Genomic DNA, 16,741 nt, shown 5'->3' with positions numbered 1-16,741 from the left:
TCCTCCCCGGAGGTTCTCCGCGCGATCTACGCGGCGCCTCCACGCTTTCGGTGAAGGAACTCTAGCGAAGAGGTTCGCTCACGCCACCCACCGGGATCAATTCAGGATCCCCCTCGTTTGGGTATCGCGATACCCCGAGGTGCGTGTCAGGTACGGCCTGGACGCTCGTACGGAATGCCTCAGGGCGTCCGCGCGCCGGGCGTCTCTTTGCGACGATAGATGCACCAAGCAAAGCCCGCGTCGAGCGGCACTTTGCCCGCGATTTCGTAGGCCGGCAGGAAGCGTCGATCGCGGTAGATCACCTGCGACCCCGGGACCGACGGGTGCTTGCAATCGATGTTCGAGGAGATGAGCAGGAAGTAAGGCGGGCGCTTGTCGAAGAAGCGATCGAGGAAGCCGGGGCCGAGCTTGCGCGTGTAGCCGCCCTCGAGCTTGCTGATGACCGGATCGACGAGGCCCAGCAGATCGAGGATGGGGTAGTCCGTCGCGTACCCGACGTACCCGATGTCGCCGATCGCGATCTCGCCGGGCTGGCCGTTCTCGAGGAACCACTTCGCCGTGCCGCCCGCGGCCATCGTCCAGAAGCGCTCCTCCTTCTCGATGATCTGCCGCTGCGCGCTCTGCATGTTCCCGACCCGCAAGGAGAAAGCGATGGTCAGGAACGCGGCAAGCGCGAGGTTCGCGACGCGGCTCTTGCGGTCGACGATCGCGCGCGTCGAGACGCAGATGAGCAGGAACGCGAACGGCTCGAAGGGCGCCATGAAGCGGAAGAACGGCATCCAGTCGCCGCCGACGAGGACGACGTAAACGAGCACGAAGATCGCGATCGCGGAGGCCGCGAGCAGATCGCGGCGGCGCCACACGAGGCCCATCGCGACCGCGAAGATCCCGAGGTAGAGCACGGGGCCGGCGTGGTTGACGTAGTTCCGGACGTAGTCGGCGCCGCCGTCGATCTGCGCCGACCAGTTGCCCGTCTTCGCCGAGAACGTGTTCGGCACGAACGAGCCGTAGTACGCGCGGCGGAAGGCGAGGTGCGTGCCGACGGGCAGGACGAACGCCGCGCCGCGCAGGAGGTTCTGCTTGCCGAAGAAGCCGCCCGGCGCGGTGACGACGCGGGCCACGGCGTTGTTCGTGCCGAACGCATCACGCCCGAACAGGAGCACGAGCATGAGCAGCCCGACGAACGCAGGCGCCTCGGGCCGCGTGATGCCGGCGAGGCCAAAGACGAGGCCCGACCAGGGGAAGCGGAACGTCGCCTTGGACGAACTCTTCTCCTCGGGATCGATCTCGCGAAGGAAGAGCCACGTGCCCGCGAGCAGGAGGAAGACGAAGAACGCGGTCTCGAGGCCGAAAACCGCGTACCCCGAGAAGACGACGGTGGTCGCGGCGAGCCACGTCGCGAGGCAAGGCGCCGCCGCGAAGGGCCGCAGCCGATCGGAGAGGCGGTACATCATCACGAGCGCGCCGACGGCGGAGCCCGCGCCGAGGACCTTCGCCGTGACGTCGGGATCGAGGCCGATCTTGATCGCGCCGGCGAGGATCACGGTCCAGAGAAAGTTCGTGTACCCCTCGATGCGCTCGCCCGCGTTGTAGACGAGGCCGAGGCCATGCGCGAGGTTCCGCGCGTAGCGATAGGAGATGTACGCGTCGTCGATGGTGAACAAGAGGACGCGCCACGCGTTCGCAAGCATCACGATCGCCGGAAGAACGAGGCCGAGGACGAGGTGCACGGACCGCGGAAGCGGCGCGCCGGCGACCCAATCGCGAAACGTCGCCGCGGGCGGGCGTTTCCAGGGGGGATCGGCCGCGTCGGGATCGGGCTCGTCGGGATCGTCGTCGGATTCCGGTTCTTCCGTGTCCGCGTCGACTTCCGCGTCCGCGTCGGTTTCCGCCTCCGCCTCGGCTTCCGCTTCTGCTTCCGCACCCGCGTCCGCGTCGACTTCCGCGTCCGCGTCGCTTCCTCGTTCCTGCCCCTCGGACGTCCTCTTCACGGCAACGGCCATAACACCGTAGGGCCCGGTGTTGGCAAGCGTCGCCGTGCTTTCCGCCGCGACGAAGGCCAGGTATGGGCCGCTCCGCGATGTCGACCCGCGAAAACGGCACTGTCGCCGCCTTGCCCGAGGCCCCCCCGCCGAGCGTGCTCGCCTCCCTCCGCGCCTGGCTCGGCGGCGCGCCGCTCTCTCCCCGTGCGCACCTCGTGATCGGACTCGTCTTGCCGATGGTGCTCGTCATCGCGAACGCCTACCGCGTCGCGAGCTTCACGATCGACGACGCCTTCATCTCCTTCCGCTACGCGCGGAACTTCGCGGAGGGCCACGGGCTCGTCTACAACCTCGGCGAGCGCGTCGAGGGGTACACGAACTTCCTCTGGACCGTGCTGCTCGGCGTCTTCGCGACGCTCGGCGCGCGCCCCGAGATCACGGCGAAGGTCCTCGGCGTCGTCTGCGCGTGCGCCGCACTCGTCCCCGTCTACCGCATCGCGCAGAGGCTCACGCCGCTCGGATGGTCGCCCTGCCTCGCGACCTGGCTCTGCGCGTCGAGCTTCCTCCAGTCGGGCTACGCCGTCTTCGGCCTCGAGTCGCCGCTCTTCCTCCTGCTCATCCTGCTCGGCACCGATCGTTTCCTCGTCGAGGAGCACGACGACGCGAACGTCTTCCCCTGGTCGGGCCCGCTCTTCGCGCTCGCGGCCCTCACGCGCCCCGAGGCGCCGCTCTTCTTGCTCCTGCTCTACGTCTGGCATCCGGATCGACCCTTCTCTCGCCGGAGCCTCACGCGCCTCGCCACGTTCGCCGTCCCCGTGATCGCGCACCTCGCGTTCCGCCGCCTCTACTACGGCGGATTCTTCCCCAACACGCTCACCGCGAAGACGGGCGACATGAACCAGCAGCTCCACGGCGGCGTCGAGTACCTCCGGCGGTACGTGATGCACACGGGTCCCGCGATCTGGCTCGGGGTCGCCGCGATCGCGATCTTCTTCGTCCGCAAGCGACGGGACGGGATCGCCATCGCGTCCATCGCCGTCACCTTCGCCCTCTACGTGCTCTTCGTCGGTGGCGACTGGATGCCCTACTACCGCTTCCTCGCGCCCGCCGAGCCCTTCGCCTTCCTGCTCGTCGACGCCGCTGCGCGCACCATCGCCGAACGCAAGGAGCGCGCGGCAGCGCTCGCGGTCGTGCTGTTCGGGATCGTCGCCGGCGCCGCGCGCATGGGCTCGCTCCGGGCGGCGCAGCGCGACATCCTCGACAAGGACAAAGCGTTCTGGGACGACGCCGCCGGCCGCACCGCGGCGTGGCTCTCGTCGCACGAAAAACCCGGGCCCGTGGCCATCGCCGACATCGGGTACGTCGGCTACGCGACGGGCTTCCCCATCGTGGACATGCTTGGCCTGCTCGCGCCCGAGATCGCGCGCCTCCCGGGCGGCTACACGAACAAGACGGGCGCGGGCTACGTCGACGCGATCTTCGCGCGGAACCCCCGCTACGTGGTGATCATCTCCTCGACGGTCGACTGCAAGAGCCCAACGGTTCCCTCGTCCCGCGCGCTCCACGCGAGCAGCGAGCTCCGCACGCAGTTCGTCGTGGCCGAGTCGATCAAGCTCCGCGGCGGCGGAGCCTGGTGCATCTACGAAAGAAAAAGCGGCGCCGAAACCCGTCCGGCGCCGCGCTGACCTCTAGAACCTTGTTCGCTCAGGGCTTCTTGGTCGTCTTCTTCTTCTCGGCGACCTTCTTCTTCAGCGCGCCCTTCTTCTTCTTGTCGCCCGCCTTCGCCACCGTCTTCTTCGCGTCGGTGCCGAGCGAGATGACGAGCCGATCGCCCTTCGCCTTCGCGACGTAGGCCGGCACGCCGTCCTTGAACTGCAGGCTGATCTCCGCGCCGGCGGGGTTGTTCACCACGTTGACCGAGGCGATGCGCTTGTCCTTGCGGGCGAGCTCCGTCGCCGACGAGAGCGCGCGCCGGCCGGGCAGCGAGACCGTGAAGCCCATCGCACCCGCCGCGCCGTTCACCGTCTCGATCTCCCCGTCCATCTTCAGCTTCAGCACGATCGGGCTCCGCACGTTGCCCTTGCCGAACTGCTTGCCGTCGCCTTGCGTCTCCGCTGCTTCCGAATCGCCCTCGCCTTCCCCGTCGTCCGCGGCGCCGGCCTGCGCGGCGTCGCCCTCCGGCGCGGCCGGCGGCGTCTGCGCGATCGTTCCATCGGGCTGCGTCGGCATCGCCGGCACCGGCTCCGTCGTCGAGAGCGGCGTCGCTCCGAAGAGCGGCACGTTCACGCTCGGCACCGTATTCGGATCGCCCGCCGCCGTGTTCACCGCCGTCGGCGCGGGCAGCGCTGCGGCCGATCCTGCCGCGTTCGCCTCCAGCCCTTGCGGATCGACCGGCGCCGCGCGCGACGCCCCGAGCAGCCGGATCCCGCCGACCACGACGAGCACTGCCGCGAGCCCGAGCGCGCTTCCCATCAGCGCCGCTTTCCGGCTCGATCGAGCCTTCGGCGCCGCCTCGGTCGTCTCCGTCTCTTCCTTGTCGCGCACGAGCTTCTTGCCGGCTGCGCGCAGCGCGCCCGTCGGCGGCGCTGCGGTCGTCCGCCGCATCGCTTGACCTTCCGTCGCCTCGGCTGCCTCCTCGCCGCGCCGCTTCCGGATCGCCGCGAACAGCCCCGACATTGCGCCCTTTGCGCGCTCTCCGATCCCGCCCACCGCCGGACCGATCGCGCTGAACGCCGCCTTCGTCGCGCCCTTCGCCTTCTCGGTCGCGCCGCGCAGCGCCGCACCAAAATCCTTCTTCGCGCCGCCGACCGCGGGCGAATCCAGCGACGGATCGTTCGCCTCGGCCGCCTCGTCGCTCTCCTCCTCGTCGCCCGTGCGCAGCGACGCTGCATCGGCCGACGCGCTCGGCCGCGTGGCAGGCGGCATCGATCGCATCTCCTGCGTGCGCGCGCGCGAGGGCACGGCCGGCGACGACAGGAGCTCGGAGCGCGCCTCCTTCTCCTTCGACTCGCCTCCTGCGCTCACCTCGGTCTTCCCGGCCGGGGCTGGACCCACGCCGGGCGTCGTGCGCTTGATGAGCGCGCCGAGCCCGAGGGACGACGCTTCCTTGCTCGTCTCCTTTTCCGGCGCCTTCGTCGCCGCGGCCTTCTCCGGCTCCTTTGCCGGCGCGGCCGCCTTCTTCGACTCCTTCGCCTCGCCGAACCGGAGCGACACCACGAGCTGCGGCACCTTCGTCGACGGATCGACTTCCACCTTCACGGCGTCGACCATCGCGCTGCGTTTGTCGCCGTGGTCCATGTCCTCGAGCTCGAGCGACCGACCCACCTTGAGGAACTCCAGGTTCGATCCGACGAGCACCTCACCGCCCGCCGCTTCTCGTACCCGCGCCTTCATCGGCGAGCCGAGCCCGTCGATGTGCAGCCGCACACGCGTCCCGGGGATCCCCATCGGGCCGAGCCCGCTGTTCCCCTCGACCGAACCGCCGAGCTCCTGGCACAGGCTGCGCAGCGTCGCCTCGGCGTCGGGGCTGTCGAAGCCCACGAAGCGCAGGCCGAACTCGCCTCCGCGCGGCGCTTCGCGGCGCCAGGTCACCTCTCCGTCGGCGACCACCTCGCCGGCGTCGCCTTCGAACCGGCATACGAGCCGGTCGCCGATCTGCGGGAGGTAGGCCGTGCGCAGGCGCATGCCTTCGGGCGAGACGTCGATCGACTCGGCTTCGAAGCCGCCGCTCCCCTTGGCCTCGCCCACGGCCACCAGCGCCTCGAAATGAACCCGGTGGTGGCCCGCGCGCCGATCCGGCGTCCCGGGCGTTGCGCTCGTGGCCGTCGTGTTTGCCCGGCCGTTCGGGCTTTCGCCGGAGTCCTCTCGCATGCTCATGACGTCCTCCAAAAGGTGGAGACGGACAGACCCGTCCCCGCCGCGCGCCGCGCGGCTCCCTCGCTTTCGCCCCGACTAAGTCACCGCGAGGACGAGGGCCAAGTTTGCGGGTCGGGGAAGAAACGGCCCCGGCGGGGGTTGTCCGGAGGAGCGGACGAAACCGGCGCCCCCGAGGGGACGCAGGGGTCGGGTCCAGGCTCCGCCATCACGGACTATTTTCCGTGATGACGACGGAAAGGCCTGGACAGTTCCGCTACGGCACCTTAAATATCCGTTATAGCGGACAGTCGGCCACCGGCGGCATGGATGTGCTCGCGGGTTTGGCCGTCGAGGAGGCCCCATGCGCATTGGTTGGATCGGGGGAGTCGAGCGTTACGAGGTGCAGCTGGAGCGGCTCGCGAAGGCGGCCGGGCACGAGCTCGAATACCACCGCGGCGACGTGCGAGGCCGCGGGGCGCAGTCGCTCGAGGGGCTCGTGGAGCGCTGCCAGCTCATCGTGATCGTGACGGAGACGAACAGCCACGGCGCCGTCCAGCTCGCGCGCAAGCTCGCCCGCCAGCGCGGCCGCGGGACGCTTCTCCTGCGCAAGAGCGGCATCGCCCGCTTCGCGCGCTTGCTCGAGGCCATCGACCAGGCGACGGCGCAGGGCCTGTTCCACGCGGACGGCTCGATGAGCTCGGGCTACGAAGCGGCGCTGCTCGGGGCGTGAGCCGATCCGCCTGAAACGTGACAAGCTTGCCTGGTGAGTGACGAGCCCGATCCGCCCGAGCGGCCCTTGGCCACGAGCGACGCGCCGGAGCCGAAGGCCGAGGACGTGGTGATGATCCACAGCCCGATGTCCGACGGGCAGGGCTACAACGTGCTCCGCCTACGCGAGGGCAACGTGGAGCTCGGCGCGATTCGCAACATGCGCGAGGGCGCGCCGGTGCACGGCGACGTCGTGAAGCTGTCGCCGCGCAAGGAGCACGAGCGGCTCTACGACGTGGAAGTGCTCGTGAAGAGCCCGAGGCCCCCGGAACCGCCGCGCTCCGGCCCGGCGCAGGTGGCGACGGATGCGTACAGGGCGAACTGGGAGGCGATTTTCGGGGCGGGACGCGGGGACGGTGGCGGCGAGACGTTGAATTGAGCCTCGTGCGATTGCGGTGACCGCGTGACCATTGCGAGCGCCGGTCTGTCACCTCGACGAGGCTTTGCTTCCGCTTGACCCCTCGCCGCACCCCGGCTTCCCTCGGCGCGCATGGATCCCCTCGCGCCCATCGCCGGCCTCTCGCTGGAGCAATACGCCGAGCTTCGCGCCCTCTGCGCGGATCACCCCGACGACGCCGACGCGTGCGCGCGCGTCGTGCAATCGAAGAACGTCTCGCGCGAGGACTGGCTCGCCGCGCATGCGGGCTGGCTCGCGCGGCTCGAGGATCCCGCGCTCGGCGGCGCCGTCGCCGTGCGGTTCGTCCCGGCCTACCAGGCCGGGCTCGGCCGCGCCAAGGGCCCCGCCCCCGCGCTCTCGTTCGAGGAGTACGTCGAGCTCTCCGCGCAGATCATGCACGCGGGCCTCTCGTCCACGCTCGCGCGACAAGACCTGGATCTCTTCCGATACACGCAGATCGCGTTCCACTGGAACGCCGCCATGTCCCGCGACATGCAGACGTTCGTCGCGTACGTGTGTGCGGTCGAGCATGAGCTCTTGCGCCTGCACCGCGGCGGTGAGCGTCGGCCCATTCCCACGCTCGCCACGCTGATCGGCACGCAAGCCACGGCCTTCGCACAGCCGGCCGAGCCCCCGGCCGCCCCGACAAACGAACCCGCGTCCGCTGCCGCGCCCGCTGCCGCTCCCGAGCCCGCTCCCGCTCCCGCTCCCGAGCCCGCTGCCGCTCCCGAGCCCGCTCCCGCTCCCGAGCCCGCTGCCGCTCCCGAGCCCGCTCCCGCTGCCGCTCCCACGCCTGCTCCCACGCAACAGCCGAAGAGCCTGGAGCAAGAGGCTGCGGATGCGGCCAGGGCCGTCGAAGGCGCGCTGAAGAACGGGTTCGACAAGCTCGGCCATGCGCTCGATTCGTTCGGCAAGAGCCTGTCGAAGCCGGGCGTCGGATCGACCGTGCTCGTCGCGTGGTCGGACGGAAACAAGTACCCGGGGACGGTCGCGCAAATCGCGCAAGGTCAGTACTTCGTCACGATGAGCAACGGCGAGCAGTATTGGGTGGCCGAGCAGTACATCTCGGCGCCGTAGTCCCTGCACGCTTCGTGCTACACCCCGCGGCGAACGATGCCCGCGACCGAAAAGGCAACCAGAGGCGCCGAGCTCCGCGCTTCGCTCGGCGAGATCGCCGGCGTTTCAGCGCTCGACGTCGAGCTCGATCGCCCCGAGGTAGTGCCGGTCGAACCCCTCCCCTCGTACGAGCTCCCGCTCGATCGGCCGATCACCACCTCGCGTGATCTCGCCGCGCGCGTCCTCGGCCCCAAGGGCCCCACGATCCACGTCGTCTCCGTCGCGGGCGGCGCCACCGCGCTCGTCCTTCGCGCGCTCGCGAAAGCCACGCGCCGCAAGATCATCGCCGTCACCGCAGATCTCGAAGCCGCCCGCGCCCTCCACGCCGACGCATCGTTTTTGCTCGCCGGCGCCGACGCCGAGGAGCCCGACGCCGGGAAAACCACGCTCGGCGAGGTCCTGCTCTTCCCGCCGAACGAGTCGAGCCCCTACGCCGACGTGAACCCCGATCGCCGCGGCGCCGAGGCCCGCCTCGCGGCGCTCTTCCACCTCGCCGTGGATCTGCCGTGGCGCGCGCTCGTCTGTCCCGTCTCGGCCCTTGCCCGCAAGGTCGTCCCAGAGGCCGAGGTCCTCGAGCACGCCGAGCTCGTCGTCACCGAGCAGGAGATCGAGCGCGACGCCTTGATCCGCAGGCTCGCGCAGGCCGGCTACGTCCGAAGCCCCCTCGTCGAGGACCCCGGCACCTTCGCCGTGCGTGGCGCTCTCCTCGACGTCTGGCCGCCGAACGCGAGTTTTCCCGCGCGCATCGAGTTTTACGGCGACCTCGTCATGGGGATCAAATCGTTTGATCCCGAAGGACAGAAGACGATCGCCGACATCAGAGAAGTCTGGCTCCCGCAGGCGCGCGAGGCCGTGCTCACGCCCGAGAACGAGGCCCGCGCCCGCGAGCGTGTGCGGGCCGCTTGCGATGCGGTCGATCTGCCGTCGGTGAAGGCCCGCGCCCTCGTCGACGACGTCACGAGCGGCCGCACGTTCTTCGGGGCCGAAGGGTTTCTCCCGGCGTACCTCGATCTCGCGCCGCTCGCCTCGTACCTCCCCGACGACGCGATCGTCGTGCTCGAAGATCCCGCGGCGATCACGCGCTCCCTGCGCGACGAGCTCGGCCGCGCCATGGCCGATCTCGCCCACAAGTCGCGCGACGCTCACTTCCCGCTCGACGCGTTCTACGAGGCCGAAGGTGGCATCGCCTCGTGGATCCAGGGCCGCACGCACGTCGCGCTCCATCGGACCGGCATCGCGGGCGACGCGCCGGATCCGGCTTCCCTCGAACGATTCGAGGTCGCGCCCGAGGATGCGCCAACGCTTGCGACCTTCGATCAAGGCGACCTCGAACGCGCCATCAAGGCCGCGCGTGCGTCCCGCGGCAAGACGGGCGCGCTCGATCCGCTCGTGCGCCGCATCCTCGCCTGGCAGGAGCACGGCATGCGGGTCCTCGTCGCGGCGCGCGCGGAGACGCAGGTCGAGCGCCTCGTCACGCTCCTCCGCCACCAGGGCGTCCGCGTCCGTGCCCGCCTCGGCGCGTTCGATCCCTCGATCCTCGACGAACAAGAGCCTGAGGCCACGCGCACCGCGCTCGTCGTGCGAGGCGGGCTCGCGCGGGGCGTCGTCGCGCCGGCCGAGCTCGTCGCGCTCGTCACTGAGGAAGAGATCTTCGGCGCCCGCGCGCATCGCCGCGCCGCGCAGGGCGGCAAGGACTCGAAGGCCACGGCGCGCCCCTTCCTCGAGGATCTGCGCAACCTCTCCGTCGGCGATTACGTGGTGCACGCCGATCACGGCATCGGCCGCTACCAGGGGCTCGTGCACAAGCAGGTCGGCGGCATGGTCGTCGACCTCATCACGGTCGAGTACGCGGGCGGCGACAAACTCTACCTGCCCGTCTATCGCCTCAACCAGATTCAGAAGTTCCAGGGCGGCGAGGGCACGCCCAAGCTCGATCGGCTCGGCGGACAAACGTTTGCCAAGACGAAGGCAAAAGTCGAGAAGAGCCTACGCAAGATGGCGGACGAGCTGCTCCGCCTCTACGCCGAGCGCAGGAGCGCCATCGGCGAGCCCACGGCTTCGCCCGACGACGACTACGCCGCGTTCGAGGCGACGTTCCCCTTCGACGAGACGCCCGATCAAGCCCGCGCGATCGCCGAGGTCTCGGGCGATCTCGAAGCCACGCGCCCGATGGATCGGCTCGTCTGCGGCGATGTCGGCTTCGGCAAGACCGAGGTCGCGATCCGCGCGGCGTTCCGCGTCGCCGCCTCGGGACGCCAGGTCGCCGTCCTCTGCCCGACGACCGTGCTCGCGCAGCAGCACTACCTGAACTTCAAGGCCCGCATGAGCCCGTACGCGCTCGAGGTCCGGGCCATGTCGCGCTTCCAGTCGAACAAGGAGCAGGACGAGGTCGCGCGCGGCCTGCGCGATGGCAAGGTCGACGTCGTCATCGGCACACATCGTTTGCTCTCCAAGGATGTCCACTTCAAGAAGCTCGGCCTGCTCGTGGTGGACGAGGAGCAGCGGTTTGGCGTGACGCACAAGGAGCGCATCAAGGCGCTGAAGGCGAACGTCGACGTCCTCACGCTCACGGCGACGCCGATCCCGCGCACGCTCCAGATGGCCGTCACGGGCCTGCGCGACATGTCCATCATCACCACGCCGCCCGCAGAGCGCCGCGCGATCCGGACCATCGTCACGCGCCATGACGAAAACGTCCTACGCGAAGCCGTCGAGCGCGAGCTCGGCCGCGGCGGGCAGGTGTTTTACGTGTACAACCGCGTCGAGGGCCTCTACGAGCGGGCCGCGCGGCTCCAGGAGCTCGTGCCCTCGGCGCGTATCACCATCGCGCACGGGCAGATGAGCGAGACCGCGCTGGAGCAGGCGATGCTCGACTTCGTGGAGGGTCGTTACGACATCCTCTGCTCGACCGCGATCATCGAGAGCGGCCTCGACATCCCGCGCGCGAACACGATGATCGTCGATCGGGCCGACATGTTCGGCCTCTCGCAGCTCTACCAGCTCCGCGGCCGCGTGGGCCGCTCGAAGGAGCGCGCGTACTGCTACCTCGTCGTGCCGCCGGCGAACGCGATGACCGACGAGTCACGCTCGCGCATCGAGGCGCTCGAGCGTCACACCGAGCTCGGCTCGGGCTTCCAGATCGCGTCGCTCGACCTGGAGCTGCGTGGCTCGGGCGACATCCTCGGCGCCGAGCAGAGCGGCAACGTGGCGCAGGTCGGCTTCGAGCTCTTCTGCCAGATGCTCGACGAGGCCGTGCACGAGCTGCGCGGCGACCCCGTGGTGCACGAAGTCGACCCCGAGCTCGCCTTCGACGCGGACGCGCTCTTGCCCGAGGAATACGTGTCCGACGTCGGCGTGCGGCTGTCCTTCTACAAGCGGCTCGCGAGCGCATCGAGCCCGGACGAGGTGCAGGATCTCGCGAACGAGATGGAGGATCGTTTCGGCTCACCGCCGATCGAAGCGCGAAGGCTCGTGCACCTGATGAGCCTCAAGACCGAGCTCCGAAAGCTCCGCGCGCTCGCGTGCGAGGCGACGGCGAAGGGCGTGACCTTGCACCTGCGCGACGACACGCCGCTCGATCCAGCGAAGGTGATGAAGCTCGTGCAGCCGAAGGGATCGCCGTACAAGCTGTCGCCGGACATGCGTTTGTCGCGGAGAACGCGAGATACGGAGCAGTTCGCGAGCGGGCTCGAAGCGACGGACAAACTGCTCGCCGAGCTCGCTTCGTGCATGAAGGCGGGGGCGTAACCAGCGTCAGGACGAGGCGTCTTCGTCGCCGTCGTCCTCGTCGTCCTCGTCCCAGTCGTCTTCGTCTTCTTCGTCCTCTTCGTCCTCGTCCCCGTCGACCCAGTACTTCGCGGCCTCGTTCGGGGCGCGGAGGAGATGGCAGATGAAGTCGCGCGTGTCCTCTACCTGCACCCGCGGCAGGAGCTCTTCGAATAACGCCTCCATGCCCTCCGGCTTCCGGAGCCACAAGGGATCGTGGAGCTCCCGGGTGACCCGGAGATCGGACGAGAGCAGGCACGCTGCGACGTGATGCCGGTAGCTCGCGAGCGGCACCTTGGCGTCGATGAGCGCGCCGCAGAGCGCGGCGCGCTCGCGGTCCGGGGCGCGCTCCAGGATCCCCGCGAGCCGCGCATCGTCCCCCGCGAGGACCTCCTGCAAAACCAGCACCTTGGCCGCCTCGGCCGCCGCGGCGCCACTTCGCGCGGTCGAGACGAGCGCGCGCGTGAGCGCTTCGAGCATCGGCGCGGGCGACGATTGGCGGATGAGACTCGCGGCGACCTTGAACAGAGGCGCCTCCGGCTGCGCGAGCGCGGACAGGATCCACGCATCCTCGAGGTGTTTGGCCTGCACGAGCACATGCGCGGCGCGACACACCGAACCGTGGGCCTCGGGATCGCCGTCATAGGTGGACAGGGTGGCCCTCGCAACGTCCAGCACCTCCGGCGCCTTTCGTTCCGATCCGAGGTACATCAGCCGATCGTAGAGATCGAAGCGCCTCTCTTGGAACGCCTCCGCCGCCGCCGCTGCGATCCGCGCGCCGAACCCCGGGGTCTCGGCCACCCCGCGCAGCACGATCGACGCCCACCGCGACGCATCCGCGTTCGACCGCGACCCCTCGTTCCGTGGATCCGTGGCGTCCTCCGGCGCGGTCAGGATCGACCAGAGCTGCTCCACGCACTCCTCCGGCGCCCCCACGACCGAGAGCGCGAGGAGCGGCGCGGGCGAATTGTCCCACACGGGCGACGCGAGCGCCGCGCGCGCGATGCCCTGCAGCCGCTCGCGTTGCGCCGGGTCGAGCAGCCCTTTCCGCGCCGCGCTGGTGAGCGCATCGAGCCAGCCGCGCGCGACCCCCGCGAGGGCAGGTGGCTCCGCGAGGCTCGCGAGCCCCTCGAACGCAAGCGCGCCGAAGCGCCGGAGCAAGAGCTTGGCCCAGTCGGCCTCCCCCAGGTTGCCCAGCGTCGGGTGCTTGTAGAGCGTGCCGGACATGCGCAACGTGAAGAGAAGCAGGGCGAGCGCTTCACGCTGGGACGGTGAGAGCTGCTCGGGCGTAGCGCTTCCCTCGGGCGCCTCGGCGAGCAGCGCGTCCACCATCACGAAGCGCGCCTCCTGCGAGGCGCCGCGCAGCACGGTCAGGCACGCGAAGAGCCGCTCGCTCGGCGGCCCTTCGAGCAGGAACACGGGCACGCCGGCGAGAGGCGAGACCGGCAGCGCGCCCCCGAACCGTTCGAACCAGATCGTCTTCGCGCGCTCGACGAGGTCGTGCTCGGAGCACCCCGCCGCCTCGATGAGGCGCGGGCGCGCGAGCTCCTCCGGCAAGAGCGCGAGCGTGCTGATGGCGGCGTACCGACGAAGGCCGCTCGAATCGGCAAGCTCACGATCGATCCGATGGACCGCCCGCTCCGGATACCCTGCGGCGAGCGCCTTGAGCGCCCAGTCGGCGTCGAGCCCGGGGCGCCTCCGGAAGATGTGCGCACCGCCGCCCTCCAGGATGATCTCGAGTGGCTTCCACCCTTCCGGCGAGCGCGCTCCCCGAAGCACATCGATGAGCGCCTCCTCGTAATCGTCGATGCGCTCGAATCCGCTCGTCCCGTGGCCGCCGTCGAGCGGATGGCGCACGGCGTCCTCGAGCAACCAGAGGACGTCCTCTTCGCGCTCCGCCCATCCCTTCATCTGCGCGAGGATGAAGAGCGCGTAATACCGAAGGCGCGCGTGGCGCGTCCGCAGCGCGCGACGCAGCGTGGGGATCGCCGCTGGGAACTCGTCGAGCGAGAGCCATCGGATCGCGAGCGCGCGGACGTCCCAGGACTGCGCCGTGTCGGCGATCTCCGCGAGCCGCGCACCAAGCCCGGGGTAACGTCCTTCGAGCTCCGTTTCGGCCACGGTGCGATCGAGGACGAACGCGAGGTTCTTGTCGCCGGTGCGCGCGGCCTCGACGATCAGCTCGATCATCTCGGGGTGGCGATCCGGCAGGGGCAGCCACGCGAGCTGGAACATGTCGCTCGTGCGGATCGGCGCGGCCTCGATGTGACGTGCGACGAGCCGAAGCAAGCGAACGGCCTCCAGGGGATGCTGGGACATACCGAGGATCTCGAAGCCGATTCGCCGCGCGAAGCGCAAAAGCCGCTTCGTGGCGGCCGCCTGCGCGGGCGGTGACGCGAGCGCCCACGCCTTGCGCACGTCCTTCGCAAGCTCCTCGCAAGCGCGCGCTGCGTGCTCGGCGAGGGCTTCCGATGCCGTCGGGTCGAGGTCCGGCGCCGGAGGGGCGTCGGCCTGCGGAGGCGACGGCTCGGGGGGCGGCGCAATGCGCCAGGCGAAGCGCGCGGCCAGCGCGGGATCGAGCACGTCACGCTTCGGCTTGGGGACGTCGGACATTCCTCAAGGATACAACGATTCCGGCCCCACACACGGCGCGCGGAGCGTGAGCGAAAACGAAAGCGTATGCGCTGGGAACCCCGCGACCTTCACGAGCCCCGCGGGCTCCTCGGTTTGTCCGGGCGCGCAAAGGACGCCATCGCCGTCGCTATCGAGCCATCCGTACACGACGAGCCCGTCGCCCTCGTCGAGCGGATAAAGCACCGTCTCGCGCACCGCCCCCACGCCGAGGGCCGTGCGCGTCTCGAAGGCGCCGAGCGGGTGTTCGAGCTCCCCTTCGCCGAACGACCTCGCCACGTGGAATTCGAGGTGCACTTTGCCCGCGCTCGGCGCGCCGTTTGGCACGGCGACCTGCCCGTCGAGCTCGATCTCGTACAGGCGCGTCTCCTCGTTGATGCATCCGGCAAACGCGAACACGAAGGCTCCGGCAAACGCGAGGTGCGCGCGGCTCATCGATCCCCTCCGAAATGCAAGCCCAGGTGCACGCCCGGCAGCGCGATCGTGTCCGGCGCGCCCACCCAGCCGTAATTGATTCCCAGATCGAGCCCGATCCCGCGCGAAATCGCAAACCCGAGCCCGAGCGTCGCCCACGGCGTCCACTCGTGCCGCACGGACCAACTCGTTTCCGTGCCCGAGGCGCGCTCGATCGTCAGAAGATCCGGCAGGAAGGCGTGGCGCGTGCCGAGCACGAGGTACGGGACGAACCGGCGCACCGGAATGGCCAGGCGGAACCTGAGCTCGCCGTTCGGGCCGCGCCGGTACTCCTCGCTGCGCTGGAAAAGCCAGCCGGCGAGGAATTCGCCCGTCAGGCGCAGGTGTGTTCCGTCCGCGAGGCGCACGCCGATTCCCAGCATCGGCCGATACCGGCGACCAACGACCGATTCGAGCTCGCTTTGCAGCGTGATCCGGTTCGACAAACCCACCTGCGCGCGCAGGAACGAAAACGGCCAGCCGCCCTGCGCCGACAGGACGTACGCCCCTTTCGCGGGGCTACCGCCCACGGCGTCGAGCGCGGCGTGCTCGGGGAACGGGGTCCTCGGCTCCGCGGCGGCGGCCTCGGAGGCGCCGAGGATCGCAGCACCCAGCGCGATGGCAATCGGCATTTTCATTCGGCCGCCTCCGCGGGAATCGTCACGCCAAACACGCGCGCAAAGTTCCCCGAAAGGACGTCGGCCGCTTCTTGCTCCGTGTATCCCGTCTCCTTCATCGCGGCGACCGTTCGTTCGAGGTACCCTTTCACGAACCCCGGGCTTTGCGGCCCGTCGCTGCCATGGATGATTCGGTCCGTGATCCCGGCCTCCCGCATGCGGCGCATCGCTTCCTTCAGGTTTTCGCCCGTCGGATCCGACGAGGCGGAGCCCAGCGCCGACGGTTCGAGAAACACGTTGGGGTACGTCTTGGCGAGCCGAATGCACGTATCCAGGCCTGCGTGGCGCTTCTCGATGAAATCGTAGCCGAGGTGCCCAAGGATGAATTTCGCGCCGGAGAATTGCTGGATCGCCGTCTCCAGATACGTCGGATCCGTGTAGGCCGGCTCCTGCGCCGTGCCGGGGAACGGGCTCGTCCCCGTGTGCAGGTAGAGCGGTTTGCCCATCGAGGCCGAGACCTCGTAAATCGAAAAAAACGCGGGATCGTCCATGCGGAAATGCTGGTGCGCGTGGGCGATCTTGATCCCGACGAACCCCGGCCGCGAGAGCGTGCTTTTCAATTGTTCGAGCTCCGCGTCGCGATCCGTCGTCCACCGGTCGACCCGCAAAGACGCGAGGCCGAAGAAACGATCCGGGGCGAACGTGAGATCCTCGGCGACGAGCTCGTTCGAGGCGATTCCCACGGTACGCGGGGCATAGATGGCGAAGAGGCCCGCGCCCCAGATGCCCGCGTCGTCGATCTCGCCGAGGATGCTCTCCGGCAGAAGGGAGCCCTTCGCCGCCGCCTCAGCGTCGAGCCCGATCGGGAATGGGAAGCGCGAGGCCAGGAATTTTCGCGTGTCCTCGGGAACGTGATCCCAGTCGCCCGGGTGCAGGTGCATGTCGACGACCGGCAAACGCTTGCCATTCCAGTCGACACCACGCGGCGGCGCGCCGCAGCCAATGTCGAGCGAGGCGAGCGCGGCCAGCGAGACGGCCGAGGCGATCGCGAGCGGGGTCCACCGAGCCCGGATGCGGCGCGATTTCACGGGCGCAATGGATTCCAGAAACCTCGCCGCGTCAAGGATGCCCGCGATCCTGCGGTTTTTCCGAACCCA

At 69.6% G+C, this 16,741-nt stretch carries 11 protein-coding genes; 5 read left to right on the top strand and 6 right to left on the bottom strand.

What is annotated here, in order from left to right; translation table 11 throughout:
* Positions 1-179 precede the first annotated feature (179 nt).
* Positions 180-1,991, bottom strand: coding sequence for a DUF8728 domain-containing protein (locus KEG57_RS28385; protein ID WP_272458959.1), 1,812 nt, complete (start codon positions 1,989-1,991; stop codon positions 180-182).
* An 89-nt stretch (positions 1,992-2,080) separates the two neighbouring features.
* Between KEG57_RS28385 and KEG57_RS28380 the strand changes: the two genes are divergently transcribed.
* Positions 2,081-3,667: a DUF8728 domain-containing protein gene (locus KEG57_RS28380; protein ID WP_272458958.1), complete on the top strand. Its 1,587-nt coding sequence runs from the start codon at positions 2,081-2,083 to the stop codon at positions 3,665-3,667.
* A gap of 19 nt (positions 3,668-3,686) precedes the next feature.
* Here the strand turns inward: KEG57_RS28380 and KEG57_RS28375 are convergent, their stop codons facing one another.
* Positions 3,687-5,858: a PilZ domain-containing protein gene (locus KEG57_RS28375; protein ID WP_272458957.1), complete on the bottom strand. Its 2,172-nt coding sequence runs from the start codon at positions 5,856-5,858 to the stop codon at positions 3,687-3,689.
* Between the two features lie 340 nt (positions 5,859-6,198).
* Here KEG57_RS28375 and KEG57_RS28370 point away from each other — a divergent pair, with 340 nt between their 5' ends.
* The 4 genes from KEG57_RS28370 to mfd all read left to right on the top strand — a co-directional run bounded on the left by KEG57_RS28370 (position 6,199) and on the right by mfd (position 11,865).
* Complete coding sequence (locus KEG57_RS28370; protein WP_272425750.1) at positions 6,199-6,567, top strand: DUF2325 domain-containing protein; 369 nt, start codon at positions 6,199-6,201, stop codon at positions 6,565-6,567.
* Between the two features lie 33 nt (positions 6,568-6,600).
* Positions 6,601-6,984, top strand: a complete 384-nt coding sequence (locus KEG57_RS28365) for a hypothetical protein (RefSeq protein ID WP_272425749.1) — start codon at positions 6,601-6,603, stop codon at positions 6,982-6,984.
* Between the two features lie 111 nt (positions 6,985-7,095).
* Positions 7,096-8,079, top strand: coding sequence for a tudor domain-containing protein (locus KEG57_RS28360; RefSeq protein WP_272425748.1), 984 nt, complete (start codon positions 7,096-7,098; stop codon positions 8,077-8,079).
* A gap of 36 nt (positions 8,080-8,115) precedes the next feature.
* Positions 8,116-11,865 (top strand): transcription-repair coupling factor, encoded by a 3,750-nt coding sequence (mfd, locus tag KEG57_RS28355; RefSeq protein ID WP_272425747.1) that lies wholly within the window; start codon positions 8,116-8,118, stop codon positions 11,863-11,865.
* Positions 11,866-11,871: 6 nt separating this feature from the next.
* On the opposite strand, the gene KEG57_RS28350 is transcribed toward mfd, so the two are convergent.
* Genes KEG57_RS28350 through KEG57_RS28335 form a run of 4 tightly spaced genes read right to left on the bottom strand, consistent with a single transcriptional unit; the run spans position 11,872 to position 16,672 of the window.
* Positions 11,872-14,496 carry a HEAT repeat domain-containing protein gene (locus KEG57_RS28350; protein WP_272425746.1) on the bottom strand — a complete coding sequence of 875 codons (2,625 nt, stop codon included), beginning with the start codon at positions 14,494-14,496 and terminating at the stop codon, positions 11,872-11,874.
* A 3-nt stretch (positions 14,497-14,499) separates the two neighbouring features.
* A complete protein-coding gene (locus KEG57_RS28345; RefSeq protein WP_272425745.1) occupies positions 14,500-14,949 on the bottom strand; it encodes a hypothetical protein in 450 nt (149 codons plus the stop codon).
* Positions 14,946-15,605, bottom strand: a complete 660-nt coding sequence (locus tag KEG57_RS28340; RefSeq protein ID WP_272425744.1) for a hypothetical protein — start codon at positions 15,603-15,605, stop codon at positions 14,946-14,948. The genes KEG57_RS28345 and KEG57_RS28340 overlap by 4 nt, the downstream gene beginning before the upstream one ends.
* Positions 15,602-16,672 carry an amidohydrolase family protein gene (locus tag KEG57_RS28335; RefSeq protein WP_272425743.1) on the bottom strand — a complete coding sequence of 357 codons (1,071 nt, stop codon included), beginning with the start codon at positions 16,670-16,672 and terminating at the stop codon, positions 15,602-15,604. Before KEG57_RS28335 ends, KEG57_RS28340 begins: the two co-directional genes overlap by 4 nt.
* Between the last annotated feature and the right edge of the window lie 69 nt (positions 16,673-16,741).

The sequence above is a fragment of the Polyangium jinanense genome, from assembly GCF_028435365.1.
Note: the sequence above shows the minus strand (reverse complement) of the source record. Positions and strands in the feature narration are given on the sequence as shown.

Bases quoted from the DNA above. Each gene is read 5' to 3' on its own strand.
- KEG57_RS28380 (WP_272458958.1), top strand. From the start codon at position 2,081: ATGTCGACCCGCGAAAACGGCACTGTCGCCGCCTTGCCCGAGGCCCCC.
- KEG57_RS28375 (WP_272458957.1), bottom strand. From the start codon at position 5,858: ATGAGCATGCGAGAGGACTCCGGCGAAAGCCCGAACGGCCGGGCAAAC.
- KEG57_RS28370 (WP_272425750.1), top strand. From the start codon at position 6,199: ATGCGCATTGGTTGGATCGGGGGAGTCGAGCGTTACGAGGTGCAGCTG.
- KEG57_RS28360 (WP_272425748.1), top strand. From the start codon at position 7,096: ATGGATCCCCTCGCGCCCATCGCCGGCCTCTCGCTGGAGCAATACGCC.
- mfd (WP_272425747.1), top strand. From the start codon at position 8,116: ATGCCCGCGACCGAAAAGGCAACCAGAGGCGCCGAGCTCCGCGCTTCG.
- KEG57_RS28350 (WP_272425746.1), bottom strand. From the start codon at position 14,496: ATGTCCGACGTCCCCAAGCCGAAGCGTGACGTGCTCGATCCCGCGCTG.
- KEG57_RS28345 (WP_272425745.1), bottom strand. From the start codon at position 14,949: ATGAGCCGCGCGCACCTCGCGTTTGCCGGAGCCTTCGTGTTCGCGTTT.
- KEG57_RS28340 (WP_272425744.1), bottom strand. From the start codon at position 15,605: ATGAAAATGCCGATTGCCATCGCGCTGGGTGCTGCGATCCTCGGCGCC.